Source organism: Flavobacterium hauense (assembly GCF_054457175.1).
In genome coordinates this window covers 13717-34314 of sequence record NZ_JBTKVX010000018.1, presented here as the reverse complement: position 1 = coordinate 34314, position 20598 = coordinate 13717, and the positions used below count along the sequence as shown (strand labels likewise).

At 41.9% G+C, this 20598-nt stretch carries 4 protein-coding genes; all 4 read right to left on the bottom strand.

Annotation, left to right across the window (positions count from 1 at the left end):
• Positions 1–4: 4 nt before the first annotated feature.
• Positions 5–1942 carry an OmpA family protein gene (locus ACX0HA_RS13305; RefSeq protein WP_458845781.1) on the bottom strand — a complete coding sequence of 646 codons (1938 nt, stop codon included), beginning with the start codon at positions 1940–1942 and terminating at the stop codon, positions 5–7.
• A gap of 12 nt (positions 1943–1954) precedes the next feature.
• Positions 1955–2872 (bottom strand): PorP/SprF family type IX secretion system membrane protein, encoded by a 918-nt coding sequence (locus ACX0HA_RS13300; RefSeq protein WP_458845780.1) that lies wholly within the window; start codon positions 2870–2872, stop codon positions 1955–1957.
• 31 nt (positions 2873–2903) lie between these two features.
• Positions 2904–18059, bottom strand: a complete 15156-nt coding sequence (locus ACX0HA_RS13295) for a PKD domain-containing protein (RefSeq protein ID WP_458845779.1) — start codon at positions 18057–18059, stop codon at positions 2904–2906.
• A gap of 67 nt (positions 18060–18126) precedes the next feature.
• On the bottom strand, positions 18127–20511 hold the full coding sequence (locus ACX0HA_RS13290) for an arylsulfatase (RefSeq protein ID WP_458845778.1): 2385 nt from the start codon (positions 20509–20511) through the stop codon (positions 18127–18129).
• Between the last annotated feature and the right edge of the window lie 87 nt (positions 20512–20598).

The window sequence follows — 20598 nt, the reverse complement described above, 5'->3', positions numbered from 1 at the left end:
ATAATCACATCCTAAGAATTATAAATTCACTACGCCTGTTTAGTTGGTGTTTTGCTTCGGTACAAGGAACCCCATTTGAACACTCGTTTATTAACTGGGTTTCGCCATAACCTATAGCACTTTCGATTCTTTCGGGTGCAATGCCTTGGGATATAATATAATCCCTTGTCGATTTTGCCCTTTTATCTGACAACTGAAGGTTATAATTATCATTAGCCCTGGAATCGGTATGTGATTCTATTTTTATGACCATGTTTGGATATTCGTTCATAAGCATTACTACCTTATTTAGCTCAATAGCCGCATCATTACGTACTACAGATTTATTAAGGTCAAAGAAGATAATGTCTATTTTTATCTTAAGCAGCCCATTCTCTTTTATTATCAATGCAGGATCAATACCAAGAGGAACTATAGTCTCTCCTGAAACTTTATCAGTCAGCACCGGCTTGGTATTATCTTTAAAGCCTTCTTTAGAAGCAATCACAAAATAGTTAGTATCACAATCAATTGGCACTGTAAATTCATAGTTGCCATTTATTTTCGAAACAGTTTCATCAATTTTAATTCCGTCAGTATTAGTAAGGGCAACGCTTGCCCCGGAAATCCTTTCTCCTGTAATTTCATTGGATACGGTTCCTTTAATGACCTGTTTACACACTATTGGGGTTCTTTCAAAAGAATAAATGTCATCATCTCCTTTACCCGTTTTACGGTTAGAGCACACAAAGCCTTTGTTGGTTTCTTCTATCACGATATATCCAAAATCATCCATATTGCTGTTAAGCGGCACGCCAAGGTTTACAGGAGTACTGTACACACTATCTTTAACCACGCTTTCAAACACATCAAGGCCTCCAAGGCCTAAATGCCCGTCTGTTGTAAAATACAAGGCTTTCTCAGTTACATAGGGAAACATTTCCCTGCCTGTAGTGTTTATAGTTTCACCAAGATTCCTGGGCTGAGAGAACTTATTATCTCCCTCTATATCAACTACGAATATGTCAGTCGCCCCTATAGTCCCGGGCATGTCTGACACAAAATAAAGCTTCTTGCCATCAGGGCTCACTGTTGGTTGCCCAACAGAATATCCATCACTGTTAAACGAAACTTCTTTTACGTTTTCCCACTTTACCTTTCCTTTATCTTTGGCAGCAGCTGTAGCCATGTATAGCTTCAGGTTATTAACTCCTTTTCCATCCCTTTTTAGTTTACCATTGTAATTATTTCGGGTGAAATAGATAGTATTGCCATCGGGTGAAAACGCTACACAGGCTTCGTGGTATTTAGTCGTTATTTCTTTTGCAAACCGCTCTTTATACGTAACATCTGTTTGAGCAGGATTTATATCGCCTAACTGAAGATTGAGGAAAGGCTGGTCGTTCCATCCATAATTTTCAGTCTTGAAATAAGAAGAATCTATAGTTGTAGAATATACCAGCTGCCCTTTGTAGTACATAGGGCCAAAATCGGAATATGCTGAATTTATCTCAAGATTCTGAAGCGTAAATTGTGAAGGCAGGTTTCTGATGTCGTCCAGTGTAATTTCTTTCTGGGAAAAGTTCTTAGCCCGCGCATCAGATATTTTGAGTTTTTCAGCAAAGTTTTTCATCCATTTTTTTGCCAGGTCATAATTTTCAGTGCCTTCGAGTGTCTGGGCATACCTGAACATATATTCAGCAGGCACCTCATCCGGATATTGTGATATAAACTTCCCATACCATTTATTGGCTTCCTGCATGTTTGTATTAAAGTAATAGCAATCTCCCACCCTTTGCAACGTTTCTTTGGAAATGTCGCCATTTTTAATTGCAGCCTCATAAGCTTTTGCCGCTTCTATATACCACATTTTATCAAACAGGGCATCAGCCTGTTTATTGCCTGTTTGTGCATATCCAAAAGATATTGTCAAAATAAGGAGTATAGTAAGTACTTTTCTCATGGCTCTTATATTTTAAAAGAATCTTGGCGACTTTAATCCTTTATCTTTAGATTTTAACTCAAACCTTAGCATAATCTCATGACTTCCGTATGTAAAACTCTGAAGCTCGGTGGTTGTATAATCAAATGCATACCCTATAAGCAGTTGTGGCACTATCTGAAAACTTGCCAGTGCACTAAAAGAATCGCCTGTACGATACGATGCCCCAAGGGTAAATTTTTCATTGAATAAGAAATTTGCCGAAATATCAGCTGTTACAGGTGCTCCTGAAACCGCCTTAACCAAAAAAGCGGGTTTGAATTTTACATTATACGAAAGGTCAAAGACCATCCCACCTATGATGTAAAAATGCATACGTTCATCGGCAAGTCCTTCCTGGACACCGTCATATCGTTTATCAACCAGAAAATTCGGTACAGAAAAACCAATATAGTTCTTCTCACTATGCAAATACAACCCTGCACCAATGACCGGCAAAAAGCGGTTCCTTATATTTTCCTGATATTGAACATCAGGATTCTGATAACTTCCTTTGGACCAGTCAATATTAAGTATCCTGCCCCCTGCTTTAAGTCCAAAGGATAGTTTATGTGTTTCAGAAGCTTTTATAGTATACGAAAAGTTACCATCAATATATTGCTCTTCTGATGGTCCTATTTCATCATTAACTACCGATATGCCAAGTCCTACGTTCTTGCCTATTGGGGAATCAATAGTCAGCGACTGGGTATTGGGAGCTCCTTCAAGTCCTACCCATTGTGTCCTGTAGATGCCTGTTATGGTAAGATGCCCCATAGAACCGGCATAGGCCGAATTGACACTGAGTGTATTATACATATACTGAGTGTATTGAGGATCCTGCTGTCCAAAAACAAAATTTATGGACAACAGTATGAATATGGCGGTAATTTGTTTGATTCTCCTGGTCATTGTTCAAATGGTGTTAGTTCAATTACCTTACTTATCGTTTAATATAAAGCCATCCCGATGTCTTATCAGATCCGTCGCCCAAATCCAGTATGTAGAAATATGTTCCTACCGGCAGTGTTTTTTCAGGCCCGTCAGATGTTCCGTCCCATGTGTTGTCATAGGCTTTCCTACTGTATACCTTATCGCCCCAGCGATTAAATATTTCAAGCACATTATTAGGGTACAAGGAGATACAATCTATATGGAAAGTATCATTATCTCCATCATCATTTGGAGAGAATTCGTTATAGATCTTAAGGCATTTAGGCTGTACTTCGGCACTATCACTATCATTGGCAGAATTGGTGTCAATCTGGTCAAGGTTTGTAAGCGTTGCTGTATTCAGGTAATCATTCTTATCAACAACTTTAACCGTTACCGTCATACTCTCCTGACTGCCGGAGCTAATTGACGATATTTCCCATAAACCGCTACCTGAATCATAGCTGCCGGATGTTACCACTAATGAAATGAATTCATAACCGGTTGGCAGGATATCCATGACTTCAACATTGGTAGCAGCAGTAGTGCCCAGATTACTAGCTGTAATAGTAAACACTACATTGTCATCCATTACCGGCTTTGAAACATCGACATCTTTAGTGATGGCAATATCTGTGCTTTGTACCTGTATGGTGACTGAATCCTCATCGTCTTCACTTTGGTCATCGTTATTTGGTGTACTATCAGGATCATGAAGATCAGATGCCGTTACCTGGGCAATGTTGAGATAATTGCCTGTTGGCAATACAGTAGCTGTTACTAGTAATGTTTGTGCGTTACCATTACCTATTGTTCCAATATTCCATAATCCTGTAGAAGGGTTATAGGTTCCCGAAGTAGTGCTTGATATTACATAAGCATATCCAGAAGGCAGTAAATCTATTGCCTGCACTCCTGTTGCAACCTGAGGTCCATCATTCGCTACCGTTATCTCAAAAGTTACCTGTTCGCCTTCTACCGGTACAGTATTATTAACTGTTTTGATTAACGAAAGGTCAGCCGACTGGATAATAGGCACTACTGTTGCGCTGGCCTGGTCATCCTCGGTAGGTATATTGTTACCCGGTGTACTATCAGGGTCAAAAATGGCGCTTGAAGTTACTTCAGCGATATTGACATAATCACCATTGCCTAGTACAATAGCATTGATGAGCAGGGTTTCTGAAGCTTCATTTACAATTGTTCCCACCTGCCATATTCCTGTTCCGTTATTATAAACACCTACTGTAGAACTTGCCAATACATAGAGATAACCCGTAGGCAGTATATCCGTTACCTGAACACCTAATGCTGTTTGAGGACCATTATTGGTCACAATTATTTCAAAAGTTACCTGAGCTCCCACTACAGGTGTTGGATTATTTACTGTTTTTGTCAATGATACGTCAGCTACAGCGGGAACAGGAATGGTAGCTACAGAAGCATAATCATCTTCGGTAGTAATTCCGTTATCCGGTGTACTGTCAGGATCTGTTAGACTGCTTGCAGTGACTTCTGCTACATTAAGATAGTCGCCTGTAGGTAACACTATGGCGTTTACCAACAATGTTTCAGAAATTCCATCAGCAAGGCTGCTTATTGTCCATACCCCCGTGCTATTATTATACACACCTGAAGTGGTGGTCGCAAGCACATACGCATAACCAGCCGGCAGCAGATCGGTTAACTGAACTCCTGCTGTATCCTGCGGCCCATTGTTTGTTACAATTATTTCAAAAGTTACCGAAGAGCCTACAAGCGGTGTTGGGTTATTTACTGTTTTGGTTATGGATAAATCGGCACTAGGGACAATAGGCACTACTGCAATACTTGCATAATCATCTTCGGTTGTGGCTCCGTTATCCGGTGTACTGTCAGGATCCGACTGATTAAGAGCAATAACCTCAACCTCGTTCAGGTATTCATCAACGGTTCCTGTAGGACTGTTTACTATTACATTTACTATTAAAGTTTCTGTTCCTCCCGGAAGTACTATACCAACATTCCATTCACCTGTAGCCTCATCATATGCTCCTGAGGTGGCATTGTAAAACTCAAAATCATACCCTGATGGCAGCAGATCCCTTAATACAACTCCACCAGCCGCGCCGGGGCCTGAATTTGAAACTGTAACGACAAAAGATATGTGTGTTCCTGCCAAAGGAGTCAGCTGATTGTTCAAAACTTCTTTAGTAACTGACAAATCAGCTATATCAAGCATAGGAGAGAGTAAAACATTGTCTTCATCGTCTTCACCAGCAATATTATTATTAGGGGTACTGTTAGGGTCTATCCTGTTGCTTTCAAAAATCTCAGCTATATTCAGGTAATTACCTCCCGGAAGTACTTTTACAGTCATTAATAAAGTTTCTGTAGCATCGTTCAGAATAGTACCTATGTTCCATATACCGCTATTCTGGTTATAGGTTCCCGCCGTAGAACTGAATACCAAATATTCATATCCGCTCGGCAGCAAATCAAGAACCTTAACCCCTGCCGCATCCTGAGGGCCATTATTGGTTACTGTTACCTGAAAAGTAATAGTTGAACCAAAAATTGGATTCAGGTTACCGCCAACAACTGTTTTTTGCAAAGAAAGGTCAGCCATAAGAGGAATCGGCAATTGGGTTACTGTTGCGAAGTCATCTTCTGAAGTAACTGCATTATTTGGTGTGGAATCAGGGTCAGGAAGGCTGCTTGCTGTTATTTGGGCAGTATTAGTATGACTCCCTGCAGCATTTACCGCTGCTGTCACGATAAGTGTTTCAGAATCACTATTAAATAATGTTCCTATATTCCAAACTCCAGTTGTGCTGTTATAATTCCCTGCTGTAGCATTATGTATTACATACGTATATCCTGTGGGAAGCAAATCGGTAACCTGAACCCCCGATGCAGTCTGTGGCCCGGCATTTGTAACCACTATTTCAAAAGAAACCTGAGAATCTACAAGTGGTGTAAGGTCGCCGCCAATAACCGTTTTAGTTAATGAAAGGTCGGCTACTTGTGTTATAGGAACAACAGTGGCGCTTGCCTGGTCGTCTTCAGTAGCAATATTGTTAGCAGGAGTACTATCTAAATCTGGAAGGCTGCTTGCACTTACCTGAGCAATATTCACATAATTACCCGTAACATTTACGGTTGCGTTAATCAATAATGTTTCAGATGCACCATTTGCCAAACTGCCTATGTTCCATAATCCGTTAGTAGCATTGTAAGTTCCCGCAGTTGAGCTTGCCAGTATATAAGTATATCCGGAAGGAAGCAGGTCTGTTACCTGAACACCTGTCGTAACCTGTGGCCCGTTATTAGTTATGATCACTTCAAAAGTAACCGATGCTCCTACTAATGGTGTGGCATTATTTACTGTTTTGGTAAGCGACAGGTCAGCCGATACTGGAATAGGAGTAGTTATAACACTGGCATAATCGTCTTCTGTTGTTATGCCATTATTTACCGTACTATCAGGATCTGGCAGGCTGCTTGCAGTAATTTCGGCAACGTTAAGATAGTTTCCTGCAGCATTTACTATTGCCGTTACCTGCAATGAATGTGAAGCACCGCTTGCAATCACACTTCCTATGCTCCATAGGCCGGTTACTCCATTATAAACCCCTTCTGTAGCATTGTACGATACAAAAGTATATCCTGAAGGAAGCAGATCGCTTATTTGAATATTATTTACTGATTGAGGGCCCGCATTACTTACTGTAACTTCAAATATTACCTGATTACCTACCAACGGTGAACTGTTACCTCCAACAATGGTTTTTGCCAATGATAGATCGGCCATAGGAACAACCGGAATGGTTATAGCAGAAGCATAATCATCCTCAGTAGTAATACCATTATTTGGTGTACTGTCAGGATCGGGCAAATTGCTTGCTGACACTTCAGCTATATTGAGATAATTTCCGGTAGGCAATACGGTTCCATTAATTAACATGGTTTCTGAAAACCCGTTTGCAAGATTACCCACAACCCATACTCCTGTGGCACTATTATAAATTCCTGCAGTAGTACTGGCAAGAACATAAGTATAACCAGAAGGCAGCTGATCAGTTACCTGAACTCCTGTTGCTGTCTGAGGGCCATTGTTAGTTATAACAACCTCAAAAGTGACCGGCGCACCTACTGCCGGTGTTGCATTATTTACTGTTTTAGTAAGTGACAGATCGGCTGAAACAGCTATTGGAACAGTTCCAATACTTGCATAATCGTCTTCGGTTGTTACAGCATTAGCCGGTGTACTATCAGGGTCAGCAATATTGCTTGCGGTTATTTCGGCGATATTGAGATAAGCACCTGTGCCATTAACAACTACTGTTATCTGTAAGGTTTCAGATGTTCCTGAAGCAATAGCACTGCTTAAATCCCAAACACCAGTTGCCTCATTATAAGCGCCTACTGTAGCAGTATAGGATACAAAAGTATAACCTGCAGGCAGCTGATCTGTAATGAGAACACCTGTTGTCGGCTGAGGGCCTGCATTGCTAACTGTTACATTAAATATTAGCTGGGTACCGACCAATGGTGTTGTATTTCCTCCCACAATGGTTTTAGTCAGAGACAAATCTGCTGCTGATGCCACAGGTACAGTTACAGCACTTGCATAATCATCCTCAGTTGTAACACCATTACCGGGAGTACTGTCAGGATCGGCAACATTGCTTGTGGTTACTTCGGCAATATTTAAATAGTTACCTGTTGGCAATACCGTACCATTAATAAGTAGTGACTCTGATGCTCCACTGGCAAGAGTGCCAACAGCCCATATCCCTGTCGCGCTATTGTATATTCCTTCGGTTGCACTGGCAAGCACATAACTATATCCTGATGGTAGCTGATCGGTCACCTGGACATTTGTAGCTCCCTGAGGCCCACTATTGGTTACAATTATTTCGAAGGTGACCGAAGAACCTATTAGTGGTGCAGCATTATTAACTGTTTTGGTTAAAGACAGGTCTGCCGAAATAGTTGTTGGGAATGTTATGGCACTTGCATAATCATCTTCTGTTATAACAGCATTATTTGGTGTACTATCAGGATCGGCAATATTACTCGACGTTATTTCTGCTGTATTAAGATAAGGACCTGCTGCATTTACAACCACAGTTATCTGAAGGGTTTCAGATGTTCCGGAAGGGATGGTACCACTAACATCCCAAACACCCGTGCCCGTGTTATAAGCACCTTTTGTAGCAGTATACGATACGAATGTATAACCCGCAGGAAGAATATCTGTAATCAATACTCCCGTTGCAGTTTGAGGGCCTGCATTGCTAACTGTCACATTAAATATTATCTGCGTTCCTACCAACGGATTCGTGATACCACCAACAATTGTTTTTGATAATGAAAGATCTGCCGCTGCAGCGACTGGAACAGTTATGGCACTGGCGTAATCATCTTCTGTTGTTATCCCGTTGTTTACAGTACTATCAGGATCCGGCTGGTTACTTGCTGTAACCTCAGCCACGTTTTGGTAATTTCCTGTAGGAAGCACAGTGCCGTTAATAAGCAATGTTTCAGAGGCTCCACTTGCTAAAGCACCTATAATCCAGACACCCGTGGCACTATTATAAATTCCTGCGGTCGAACTTGCAATCACAAAAGCATAGCCTGAAGGCAATTGGTCTGTTATTTCAACACCAGTTGCACCCTGAGGGCCATTATTAGTTATGATAAGCTCAAATGTAACCCCTGTTCCAACTAATGGCGTAGGATTGTTTACTATTTTGGTTAGCGATAAATCTGCTGCAATTGCTACAGGAGTGGTAATAGCACTGGCATAATCGTCTTCTGTGGGATTAGCATTACCCGGAGTACTATCAGGGTCAGGCAGGCTGCTCGTTGTAATCTCAGCAATATTCAGATAATTACCTGAAGAAAGAACCGAAGCATTGATTAATAATGTTTCAGAAGCTCCACTGGCAATAGTGCCAACCAACCATATGCCTGTACTGTTACTATAAACTCCTGTTGTAGTGGTGGCAACAATATAAGAATATCCCGAAGGCAGTTGATCAGTGACCTGAATGCCTGTAGCATCCTGAGGACCATTATTTGTCACCACTACCGTGAAAACAATGCCTGAACCTACTAATGGCGTAGGATTACCTACCGTTTTAGTTATCGAAAGGTCAGCTGAAATCTGAACAGGCACGGCTGTAACACTTGCATAATCGTCTTCGGTTATCACACCATTGTTTACTGTACTGTCAGGGTCAGAAAGACTGCTGGCAATAACCTCAGCTACATTCTGGTAGTTCCCTGATGCATTAACAGTTGCGGTTACTATCAGGGTTTCAGCATCTCCATTGGCTAATGAGCCAACATTCCATACCCCTGTACCGCTATTATATGTACCGGATGTAGCGCTAAATATATTATAGGTATATCCTGTTGGAAGCAGATCAGTAACCTGAACACCTGTTACATTATTAGGCCCCGAGTTGCTCATCACAATTTCGAAAGAAATCTGGCTGCCTACAAGTGGTGTTGTGTTTCCTCCTACTATTGTTTTTGTTAATGATAAATCCGCTGATAAGGCTGTCGGAACTGTGATTGCAGTAGCATAGTCATCTTCAAGAATAGCGCCGTTATTTACGGTACTGTCTGTATCAGGAAGGCTACTGGCTGTAACCTCGGCTGTATTTATATATGAGCCTGTTGGGTTTACAGTAGCTGTTACCTGTAAGGTATATGATGCTCCTGAAGCGATAGTCCCTACTGTCCATAAACCTGTGACAGCATTGTAACTACCTAAAGTAGAACTATACGACACAAACGTATAACCCGCAGGCAGCAAATCGGTTACTGTTACTCCCGAAGTGCTTTGCGGACCCGCATTGCTCACTGTTACCGAGAAAGTAACCAGAGTTCCAACTACAGGTATAGGATTATTCACAGTTTTAGTTAGTGATAAATCGGCAGCGGTACCTACAGGTACAGTTGTTACACTGGCATAATCATCTTCAGTAGTAACGCCATTATTTACTGTACTATCAGGATCAGGCTGGCTGCTTGTAGTAACTTCAGCAGTATTGATATATGGTCCTGTTGGGTTTACAGTAGCTGTTACCTGTAATATCTCTGAAGCCCCATTGGCCATAGCACCTACTGTCCATACCCCTGTTCCTGTAATATATCCGCCTTGCGTAGTTGTTGATGATACATAAGTATAACCGGTAGGCAATAAATCAGTCACAATTACACCTGTTGTATTATTTGGACCTGCATTCGTAACTGTTACTGTAAAAATCACCTGTGAGCCAACCAATGGTGTAGGGTTATTTACTGTTTTGGTCAATGATAAATCTGATGCTAAAGCCGTTGGGGTTGTGATTGCTGTAGCGTAGTCATCTTCAGTAATTATAGCATTGTTCGGGGTTGAGTCAGGATCTGTTTGGCTACTTGCTGTAACCTCAGCTATGTTAGTGTAATTACCTGTGGCATTTACAGTAGCTGTTATCTGTAATGTTTCAGATCTCAAATCCGGTAATTGAGTTATAGTCCAAACTCCCGAAGAAGGATTATAGGTACCCTCTGTCGCACTATATGAAACATAAGTATAGCCAGATGGCAATAAATCAGTTATTGCAACTCCTGTAGCATTAAATGGACCTTCATTACTTATTGTAATTGTAAATGTTACTTGTGTCCCGACTAAAGGATTTGTGTTGTTTACAGTTTTGGTTATAGATAGATCCGCATTAGTATCAATAGGTACCTGAGCGCTTACTGCAGTCAAAGCAGCAGCATAATCATCTTCGGTTGTTACTCCGTTATTTGGTGTCGAATCAGGATCCGATTGATTACTAGCTGTTATTTCAGCAGTATTAGTGTATGTCCCAACTGCATTTGCTGTAACGATAATTTGCAGCGTTTCAGATTGTCCATTTGAAAGATTACCAACTGTCCATAACCCCGTAGTATTATTATATGTTCCCGTTGATACTGTATAGCTTTCAAAAGTATAAATAGATGCTAATAAGTCTGTCACTACAACCCCTGTTGTATTTTGAGGACCATAGTTTGTTACTATAATTTCAAAGATAGCCTGATCTCCAATTGTTAAAGTTGAATCATTTACTGTTTTGGTTAATGACAGATCTGCCGAAGTACCAATTGGAATAGTCGCAGTTGCCGCGTAATCATCTTCTGTCGTAACGCCATTGTTTACAATACTATCAGGATCAGGTAAACTGCTTGCCGTTACTTGTGCAGAATTTAGATAAACTCCGGAAGCATTAACTGTTGCTGTTACCTGCAATATCTCTGAAGCTCCATTGGCTATACTGCCTACATTCCAAACTCCAGTACCGGCCACATAGCCTCCTTGAGTAGTTGTTGATGAAACATAAGTATAGCCAGTCGGAAGTAAATCAGTTACCGTAACACCCGTTGTATTATTTGGCCCTGCATTAGTAACCGTTATCGTAAAAGTAACTTGGCTACCAACCAGTGGCGTAGCATTATTTACAGTTTTAGTTAATGACAAGTCTGCTACTAATGGCGTTGGTGTTGTGATTGCACTCGCATAATCATCTTCCGTTGTCACTCCGTTATTTACAGTACTGTCAGGATCCGGTTGGCTGCTGTCGGTAATTTCGGCAATATTGTTATAATCACCGGTGGCATTTACCGTAGCGGTAATTTGTAAAGCCTCCGAATCTCCACTTTGCATCGTGTTTATAAACCATAAACCTGAAAAAGGATCATAAAGGCCTGTAGTAGCGCTATATGAAACAAACGTATACCCTGTAGGAAGAAAATCGGCAACAATTACGTTTGTGGTATCGGCCGGGCCTGCATTGTTAATGGCAATAGTAAAAGTAACATTTGTACCTACTACCGGTGTTGGGTTATCAACGATTTTGCCAATTGCTAAATCTGCTGAAAGATTAAGTGGTATCGGAAGTGTCGCTGCCTCAGCATAATCATCCTCAGTCGTAACGCCATTTCCCGGCGTTGAGTCAGGGTCAGGTTGGCTACTGGTAACAATTTCCGCAATATTAGTATAATCTCCAGTAGCATTTACTGTAGCAGTAATCTGCAAAGCATGGAAATTTCCTGCCTGCATAGCACCTACAATCCATGAGCCCGAAGGAGCATCATAAATACCCGCAGTTGTGCTATAAGAAACATAAGTATAGCCTGAAGGAAGCAGGTCGGCAACAATTATACCCGACGCATCGCTTGGACCTGCATTAGCTATAGCAATGGTAAAAGTTACATTTGTGCCTACTACAGGAGTTGGATTGTCTACAATTTTATCAATTTGTAAATCTGCTGTAATATCAACCGGAACCGGGGCCGTCACGGCTTCAGCATAATCATCTTCTGTTGTAACGCCATTATTTACAGTACTGTCTGTATCGGGTAAACTGCTTGCTGTGACCTGTGCAGTATTTAAATAAATACCACTTGCGTTAACTATTGCTGTTATTTGCAGTATCTCCGAAGCGCCATTGACCATAGCACCAACAGTCCACACGCCCGTACCGGAAACATATCCGCCTTGAGTTGCTGTAGATGAGACAAACGTATATCCTGTAGGAAGCTGGTCGGTTACTGTAACACCTGTTGTATTATTCGGACCCGAATTGGATACAGTTACTGTAAAAATAACCTGGCTTCCAACAAGTGGTGTAGTATTATTTACTGTTTTTGTTAATGATAAATCAGCAGCTAAGGCCGTCGGTGTTATATTTATACTGCTGTAGTCATCCTCAGTAATAACACCATTCCCAGGTGAACTATCGGGATCGGCAAGATTACTTGCAATTACTTCTGCAATATTCTGATATATACCTGTAGCATTTACAGTTGCTGTGATAATCAACGTTTCTGAATCACCATCAGCTAATGTGCCAATATTCCAAACGCCGGTAGCACTGTTATAAGTACCTGCCGTAGCGCTAAATATAACATAAGTATATCCCGTAGGGAGCAAATCAGTTACTAGTACTCCCGTTGCATTCTGGGGACCTGAATTGGTTACCACAATCTCAAATGAGACCTGGCTGCCTATTAGTGGCGATGTATTTCCGCCAACTATGGTTTTTAGTATGGATAAATCGGCAGATAATGCTACCGGTGTTGTAGACACGCTGGCATAGTCATCTTCTGTAGTAACGTTATTGCCCGGTGTACTATCATTATCCGGTTGGTCGCTGGTTTGTACCTGTGCGACGTTCGTGTAATCACCTGTGGGCAATACGATTACATCTACCAACAACGATTCAAGGTCGCCACTTGCTATACCTCCTATTGTCCATATACCGGTAATCTCATCATATACTCCTTTGGAAGAACTAAACGATACATAATCATAACCTGTAGGCAAAAGGTCCTGAACCGAAACTCCGGTAGCATCCTCGGTACCACTATTAGATATAACAACTTCAAAGGTTATTTGTGAGCCTACAAGTGGCGTTACATTATTTGCAACAACAGTTTTTGTCAAATATAAATCTGCTGGCGGCGGAACAGCAGTGATTACGGCATTGTCTTCATCGTCCTCGCTTTGGTCACCATCATCATTATTTGGTGTACTGTCATCATCAACCTGATCCATAGCTATAACCTGGGCTATATTCAGATAGCTTCCTGTTTGGTTTACTGTGGCATTAAAGGTAAGGTTTAAAGTAGCTCCATTGAGTACCGTAAGCCCTGACCATGTTATTGACTGATCGCCAATATTATAAACTCCACCATTACTTACAGATCCAGGTACTAATGTAAAACCTGCCGGGATCATATTTTTTATCGCTACCCCCGTAGCATCTACGCTTCCGCCAAGGGCAGGATTATTAAACACACTAACAGTTAATGCTATTACATCACCATAATTGGCCGTTGTTGGCGTTACCAAATTGGTAAGCTCTAAATCGGCAAGTGAAAGTATTTGTACGCTGACCACGTCTGATGCGGTACTACAAATACCATTGCTTATCTGCCATTGGAAAACATAAGTTCCCGCTGCTGTACCCGAAACCTGAGTTGTGGGCGAATTAACATTTACAAATGAGGCAGTTGTTGGTCCAGATAGCTGTGTCCAGGTACCAACACCTACTGTAGGTGCTGTTGCAGCCATTACTACAGGTGTAAATTGCGCGATTACCTGATTAGGCCCGGCATCGGCAGTGACAGGCTGTTGTACTATTACTACCTGCATGGTATCAAAAGATGAACAGCCATCATTATTTTGTGTTGTTGCTGTCCATGTAAATTCATAAGTACCGGTTACAAGGCCAAATACTGTTGTATTAGGTGCATTTGGCGATGCAATGTTCGCTGTATTAGGCCCTGATGTTTGTGTCCAGGTGCCTAAACCTTCTGTCAGAGGCACTGCAGCAAGATTGGTCTGTGTCGCAGCACATAATTGCTGGTCAGGCCCTGCGGCGGCTTGTGTTGGAGGTAAAGCGTTGAAGGTTATCGAAACCGTATCTGTTGATGGCTGACACAGAGAAGGATTTGTAAATGGCCCATTGGTAACCGTCCATAGTAAAGTATAGGTCCCTAAAGTTGTAACATTAGATAAGGTAGTCTGTGGATTATTCGGATTGTCAATTACCGCTGCACCAACCGAAGGGTCGCCTCCCGGAGCAAATGTCCAGGTTCCTAAACCTGCTATCGGTGCAATAGCATTAGTCTGATAGGTTTGCTGACATGCAACAGTATCATCAGAGCCCGCATTCGCAGTACTTGGCGCCTGATACATGGTAATGCGTACAATATCAGACAAATCCCTGCATGAAGTGTTTAGAAAAACCCATTCCAGCACATACAACCCCGGAATGGTCATATTGGTTACTGTCGTCACAGGAGATGTAGGGGCTGTTATATTTGCAATGCTTCCCGTCGGCTGAAAGACAAATCGCCATAATCCTGAATCAACATCTACCGGTGGAGTATTTCCGGCCATAGTAACTGTGCCGGCAACATCTGATATACAAAGATTTTGGTCAGGACCAGCATTCGGGTCAGCACTTGAGCCATCAAACACCTCAACGTTTACGCTGTCTGCATTTCCCGCACAGGTACCACCTGAAGTAAAATTAAAAGCATCAAGAGTGTATGTGAATTCATAAGTATTTCCCGGCACTACGGTAGCATTAGCAACAAAACTGTTAGCCGGTGATTGCGTAATGACTACTCCGGTTGGGTTTCCGCTTGTTAATGCCCATGTCCCTTTAGAGTTAAAATTACCCGTTAACCTCACATTATCAACGTCACAATGCGTTTGGTCGCTCCCTGCGTCTGCAGCTGGTGAAACTTCAATAACTACATCGTCAAATGTCGCCGGGCATAAAAAATTTTCTTTACTGGCAATAGTCCATCTAAAAGTATATGTTCCGGTAATTAAATTTGTAATAGTTGTATTTGGATCCAGTGCATTTGTAATGACCGGCTGGTTTGGGGCACCGCTCAATAAAGACCATTCCCCTGTTTCAAAAAAGGCATCATAAGGACTTCCTGCCATTGCAGCTGTTGTAGCACCACATATATTTTGGTCAGGTCCTGCAATAGCTGTTGCCGGTGATATACCAACCCTTAAGCGCACATCATCAAAACCTGTAGAGCATGTTCCCGCTACTACAGTCCATCTAAATAAGTATCCTCCACTTAACGTAAATGTAAATGTAGCATTAGGATCATGTATGTCACTAATAGAGTACCCGCCTAATCCTGATACCTGTGTCCAGGTTCCTGCTCCACCACTAGGTAAAGTGGCAGCCATTATTACCTGGTTACCACAAACATCCTGATCGGGTCCTGCAATAACTGTAATTACAGTATCAGCTACAGTAACTTCTGCGGTGTCAGTTGTTGGATTACACGAACCAATGATTTTATTTATACTCCATGTAAATATGTAAGAACCGTTTGCGGGTATTGTAACTCCCGTATTTGGGTCGTTAATATCAATAAAAACAACTCCTGACGAAGGCATGGCAGACCATGTTCCCTGTTCCAATACTCCCGGGGTATTACCGCTAAGGGTTATGCTTGTTGTCCCTCCCGGATAACAGGCATCAGGCCCGGCATTTGCTAAAGAAGCCCCTGTAATAGCATTTGTAGATATTGAAACATCATCTGAAACTGGTGCGCTACAACCCGAAGAACTCGGGAAAGAATACGCTATAGTCCAGCGTAAAACATAAGTATCATTTGGCGAATCAAAGCCTGTAGCTGTAGCATTAGGGTCGTTTACATCAGAAAATACAACCGTTGGGGGCCCGGAAACCTGGCTCCAGGTACCAAATTCACCCGGATCGGGCACAGATGCTACCAAAACCACCTGAGAGTCTGCACATACGGATTGATCCGTTCCTGCATTTACAGCAGATAGTGTTGAAGAGGAAACATTTATGTTAACTGTGTCTATAGAATAAGCGCATGCTGAACCTCCACCTTTTGTTATATATTGAAAAACATAACTCCCTGAAACCAATCCCTGGGCAGTAGTGTTTTGAGAAAGCGGATCTACTATAACGGCTGTATTAGGACCACTCAATTGCGTCCAGTAATGTGAACCTGTAGGGGCTGTACCTACACCTGCCAGTGGTGCAGTGGTAAGGCCACAGGCAAGATTAACATCGGATCCTGCATTAGATGGTGTTGGCGAGCCTGATACAACAATAGTCATACTATCATAGCCATAGTCACAATCCAAAGGGAGTTCACCGGTTTCCGATATTAAAAATTGTAACACGTAAGTTCCTGGTTCAGTAAGACTGATGTTTAGGACAGTACCCACGTTTTGACCTGCTGTTGGAAACGGAGCTAATGGCGATGTAGCGGGTCCACTCAATATCCTGTAGCGGCTTATCCCTGTTCCGGTTGTTACAATAGGTATAGAAAAATCAGTCTCATTACAGGCACCAAAGAGATCATCTCCATTATTTACCGTAATTGTGCGGCTTGAGCCCCTGTATTCTACTATATAATCTTTGCTGAAAGTACAACCTGTATTATTGTTGGTTAACGCATACCTGAAGCGGTATGGATCTCCTGCGTCATTAATACCTGTCACAAGTGTAGAAGGACTGTTTGGCGATTGTATTGACCCTGGTGGCAATGTAGTCCCTCCTACCTGTGTCCACTGTACAGTCTCTCCGGCATAAAGCGGTGTTTGTGCTACCAGCGTAACCTGAGATATGGTTGGGTCACAAAAATAAATATTAACGTCTCCACCCGGAAGCGTAGTAATATCCTGTGTTGCTGCAGGCACAATAATACTAACAGTATCACTTCCCGAAACACATGGCCCTGTAACGGTCCATCTGAACACATAAGTACCCTGTATCAGGTCTGAAACATTGGTATTATTCTGATTCACATTAGCAATAGTAGGATTATTAGGTCCGCTTACAAAAGCCCATGTGCCGTTTTGCCCATTTAAGCCACAGCCTCCATAAGAACCATTAAGGTTAGTGTTTTGTGTTGTTGTATAACAGTTGCCGAGATTTATATCGCTACCTGCATAAATAGGCGTTGCACCTCCATAATTGGTAACTGTCATAGAGGATGACGATGTACAATTTTGTCCCGGAGCATAATCAGGCCCCTCAATAATCCAGTTAAGAGTAGTCGTGCCACAGCTTGTAGCAGGAAGCGTTAATGTTGTAACTGCCGAATTGGGAAAATTAATTACTACCCCAGCCGGATTTCCTCCACTAATTTCCCAATGGCCAACTTCTCCTGGATTCTGTGGCTCATTACCACTGGCAACAATAGATCCTGATGAATTAGGGCATGATGCAATATCCGGGCCGGCATTTGCAATAGTTATAGGATATACTACAACAGTTTTATCCTGAAACGCTACAACACCATCACCACACATAGCAGAATACCTAAATACATAGGTATTACCCCCTGTATATCCTGTTACTGTTGATGTGGGTGAAGTAGGTGAAGTTATAATTACTGATGGCCCTGAAATTTGTGTCCAATGCACCGTTCCAAGTATAGGCGAAGGACTATTACCATCCAGAAGCAAAGCATCATTTTCACATATAGACACATTGAGCACACCTGCATTAACAACACAATTTTGTGCACTCAGTATAAAAACATTACCAACTAAAAATGAAATGAGTAATAATGTCTTTACTATATTCTTGTAATTATCCTTATTGTAATGTTTTTTCATAAGCAGAAAAGATTAGTTCATTACACAAAACGGAAATCATTTACTGAACTACATGAACAGATAATTGTTAAGGTTTCAACTTCACCTCTACTTTTTCTAATTTACCCTGAAAAGTAAAAGGCACATCGTAGTCATGCGTTACAGGAGTACCAAAGTCTTCACCTACATCCAGTGTTTCGTCAGCAGAGAAACGGCTTGGAACTGTTTTCGGAATATCTCCTTCTGCTACCTTTTTGCCATCAACCAGCAGCGTAACCTTTGCCGCTTTACCGGCTCCGCCACCTGCATAATCAAATTTTGCTACTACGGTATGTTTACCAGCTGTTAATGCTGTTGGCGACTGTATGGTCCATTTATGTTCAGGATAATGAGAGAAGGCATACGAGAATTTAGGTTTTCCTTTTTGAAGCATTAATACCAAACCTGCAAAATAGCCTCCCTGTGTAATTATCACTCCTTCTTGTCCTGCTTTCACCTCTATTTCGGCAGTAATATCAAATGAGGTGTTTTTCATATTAGGCGCCATACCCTCAGTAATACGTGACGTACCTTCATGGAAAACATAGCTTGTCCTTCCTTTGTTCAGGTTAGGACGGTTTTCAGGGTTAACCCTGTCTATATAGCGGTCATCCAGCGGATATACATTATATTTTCTGGCTTCTTCATCAAATGCTTTTTGCATTTCTTTTAACTTCTCCGGGTTTTTAGCAGCAATATTATCGGTCTGGCTAAAATCTTTGGTAAGGTCATACAATTCCCATTTATAGTCTGTTTCAGGATTTTCTGATGGAATCGGGTGCCCTTGCCACGGCAGGTTTCTTGGTGTAGTACTTGCCAGCCACCCATCTTTGTATATTGCCCTGTTGGCAATGATTTCATAGTATTGGGTAGTATGGGTTTCGGGAGCTTTTGCATTATCAAAAGAATACATAAGGCTTTTTCCCGCCATAGGCTGTTGGTCAAAGCCATCTACCTTTTTCGGCTGAGGTATCTTAGCCGCTTCAAGGATAGTAGGCACAATATCGGTAATATGCGCATACTGGCTACGCACCTGCCCTGTTTGTTTAATGCCTTTAGGCCACGAGATAACCATTCCTGTCCTTGTACCTCCTAAATGTGAAGCTATTTTTTTATCCCATTGGTATGGTGTGTTCATAGCATGGGCCCAGCTGTGCGAATAATGCTCTGCCATCCATGGGCCTCCAAAATCGTCCAGATTTTTCAGCATGAATTCTTCAGTATCTACCTCACCATTTACCATAATACCTATCTCGCTTGTAAGTCCTTGTCCTGTAGGATCTTCGGCGCTGGCACCATTATCACCCATAATAAAAATCACAAGTGTGTTGTCTTTTTCCCCCAGCTTTTCTATAGATTCGAGGATCCTCCCTATCTGGTAATCACAAAATGCAAGTTGAGCAGCATACACTTCCATTTCCCTTGCAACGACTTTTTTCATGCCGGGGCTAAGGGCATCCCATTTCTGGTAGTCTTTAGGCGTGGGTGCCAGTTTAGCATCTGCTGGGATAACACCCATCTCTTTTTGTTTCTTATAAGTCATTTCGCGCTGCTTGTCAAAGCCGTAGTCAAATTTGCCTTTAAACTTCTCAATCCACTCCTTAGGTGCCTGGTGCGGAGCATGAGCTGTTCCCGGAGTATAATAGGCAAAGAATGGTTTTTTTGGAGAAACCGACTTTTGCATTTCGATCCAGCGGATGGCATGATTGGCCAAATCCTCATCAAGGATATAATCTTTGTTTAACTTGCCATCTACAATATACGGGTCCAGTGGCTTGGTGTTTTCCATCAATGCCGGCCTGAACTGGTTGGCATCGGCACCTAAGAAGCCATAGAAATATTCAAAGCCCAAACCTGTTGGCCATAGGTTAAAAGGCCCGGCCGGAGACGATTGCCAGTCGGGCACATTGTGGTTCTTACCAAACCATGAAGTGCCATAACCGTTGTCGGTCAGTATTTTACCTACGGTAGCCACACTGCGTGGCACTAAGCTGTTATAACCAGGGAATGGTGTCGAAAACTCCATAATAATACCTGTTGCCGCAGTATGGTGGTTTCTGCCTGTTATAAGGGCTGCCCTTGACGGCGAACACACCGCCGTAGTATGGAAACGGTTATATTTCAGGCCATTTTTTGCAAGCTTGTCAAAATTAGGTGTTGGAACAGGTCCCCCGAAAGTAGAAGTCGCTCCAAAACCAACGTCATCAATTAAAATTAAAAGTACATTGGGCGCTCCTTCAGGCGCGCTCACTTCTACCGGCCAAGCAATAGCATCAGATCCCTTAATACTAGGTGCTATTTTACCTGTTTTTTGAAATGCTTCAATTGGCAGGACACTTCTATCCGGCCAATTTTGAGGCGGTTTTTCCTGGGCATTCATTAAACAAAATGAAAACACGGTAATTAATCCTCCTAATACGTAATTATTTTTCATGAGTAATTGGTTTATATAGAATCTCTTACTATCAAAGTAAGTGAGTATTCTCCAAAGCCAATTAAAATAATTGAGTTATGATGTTGC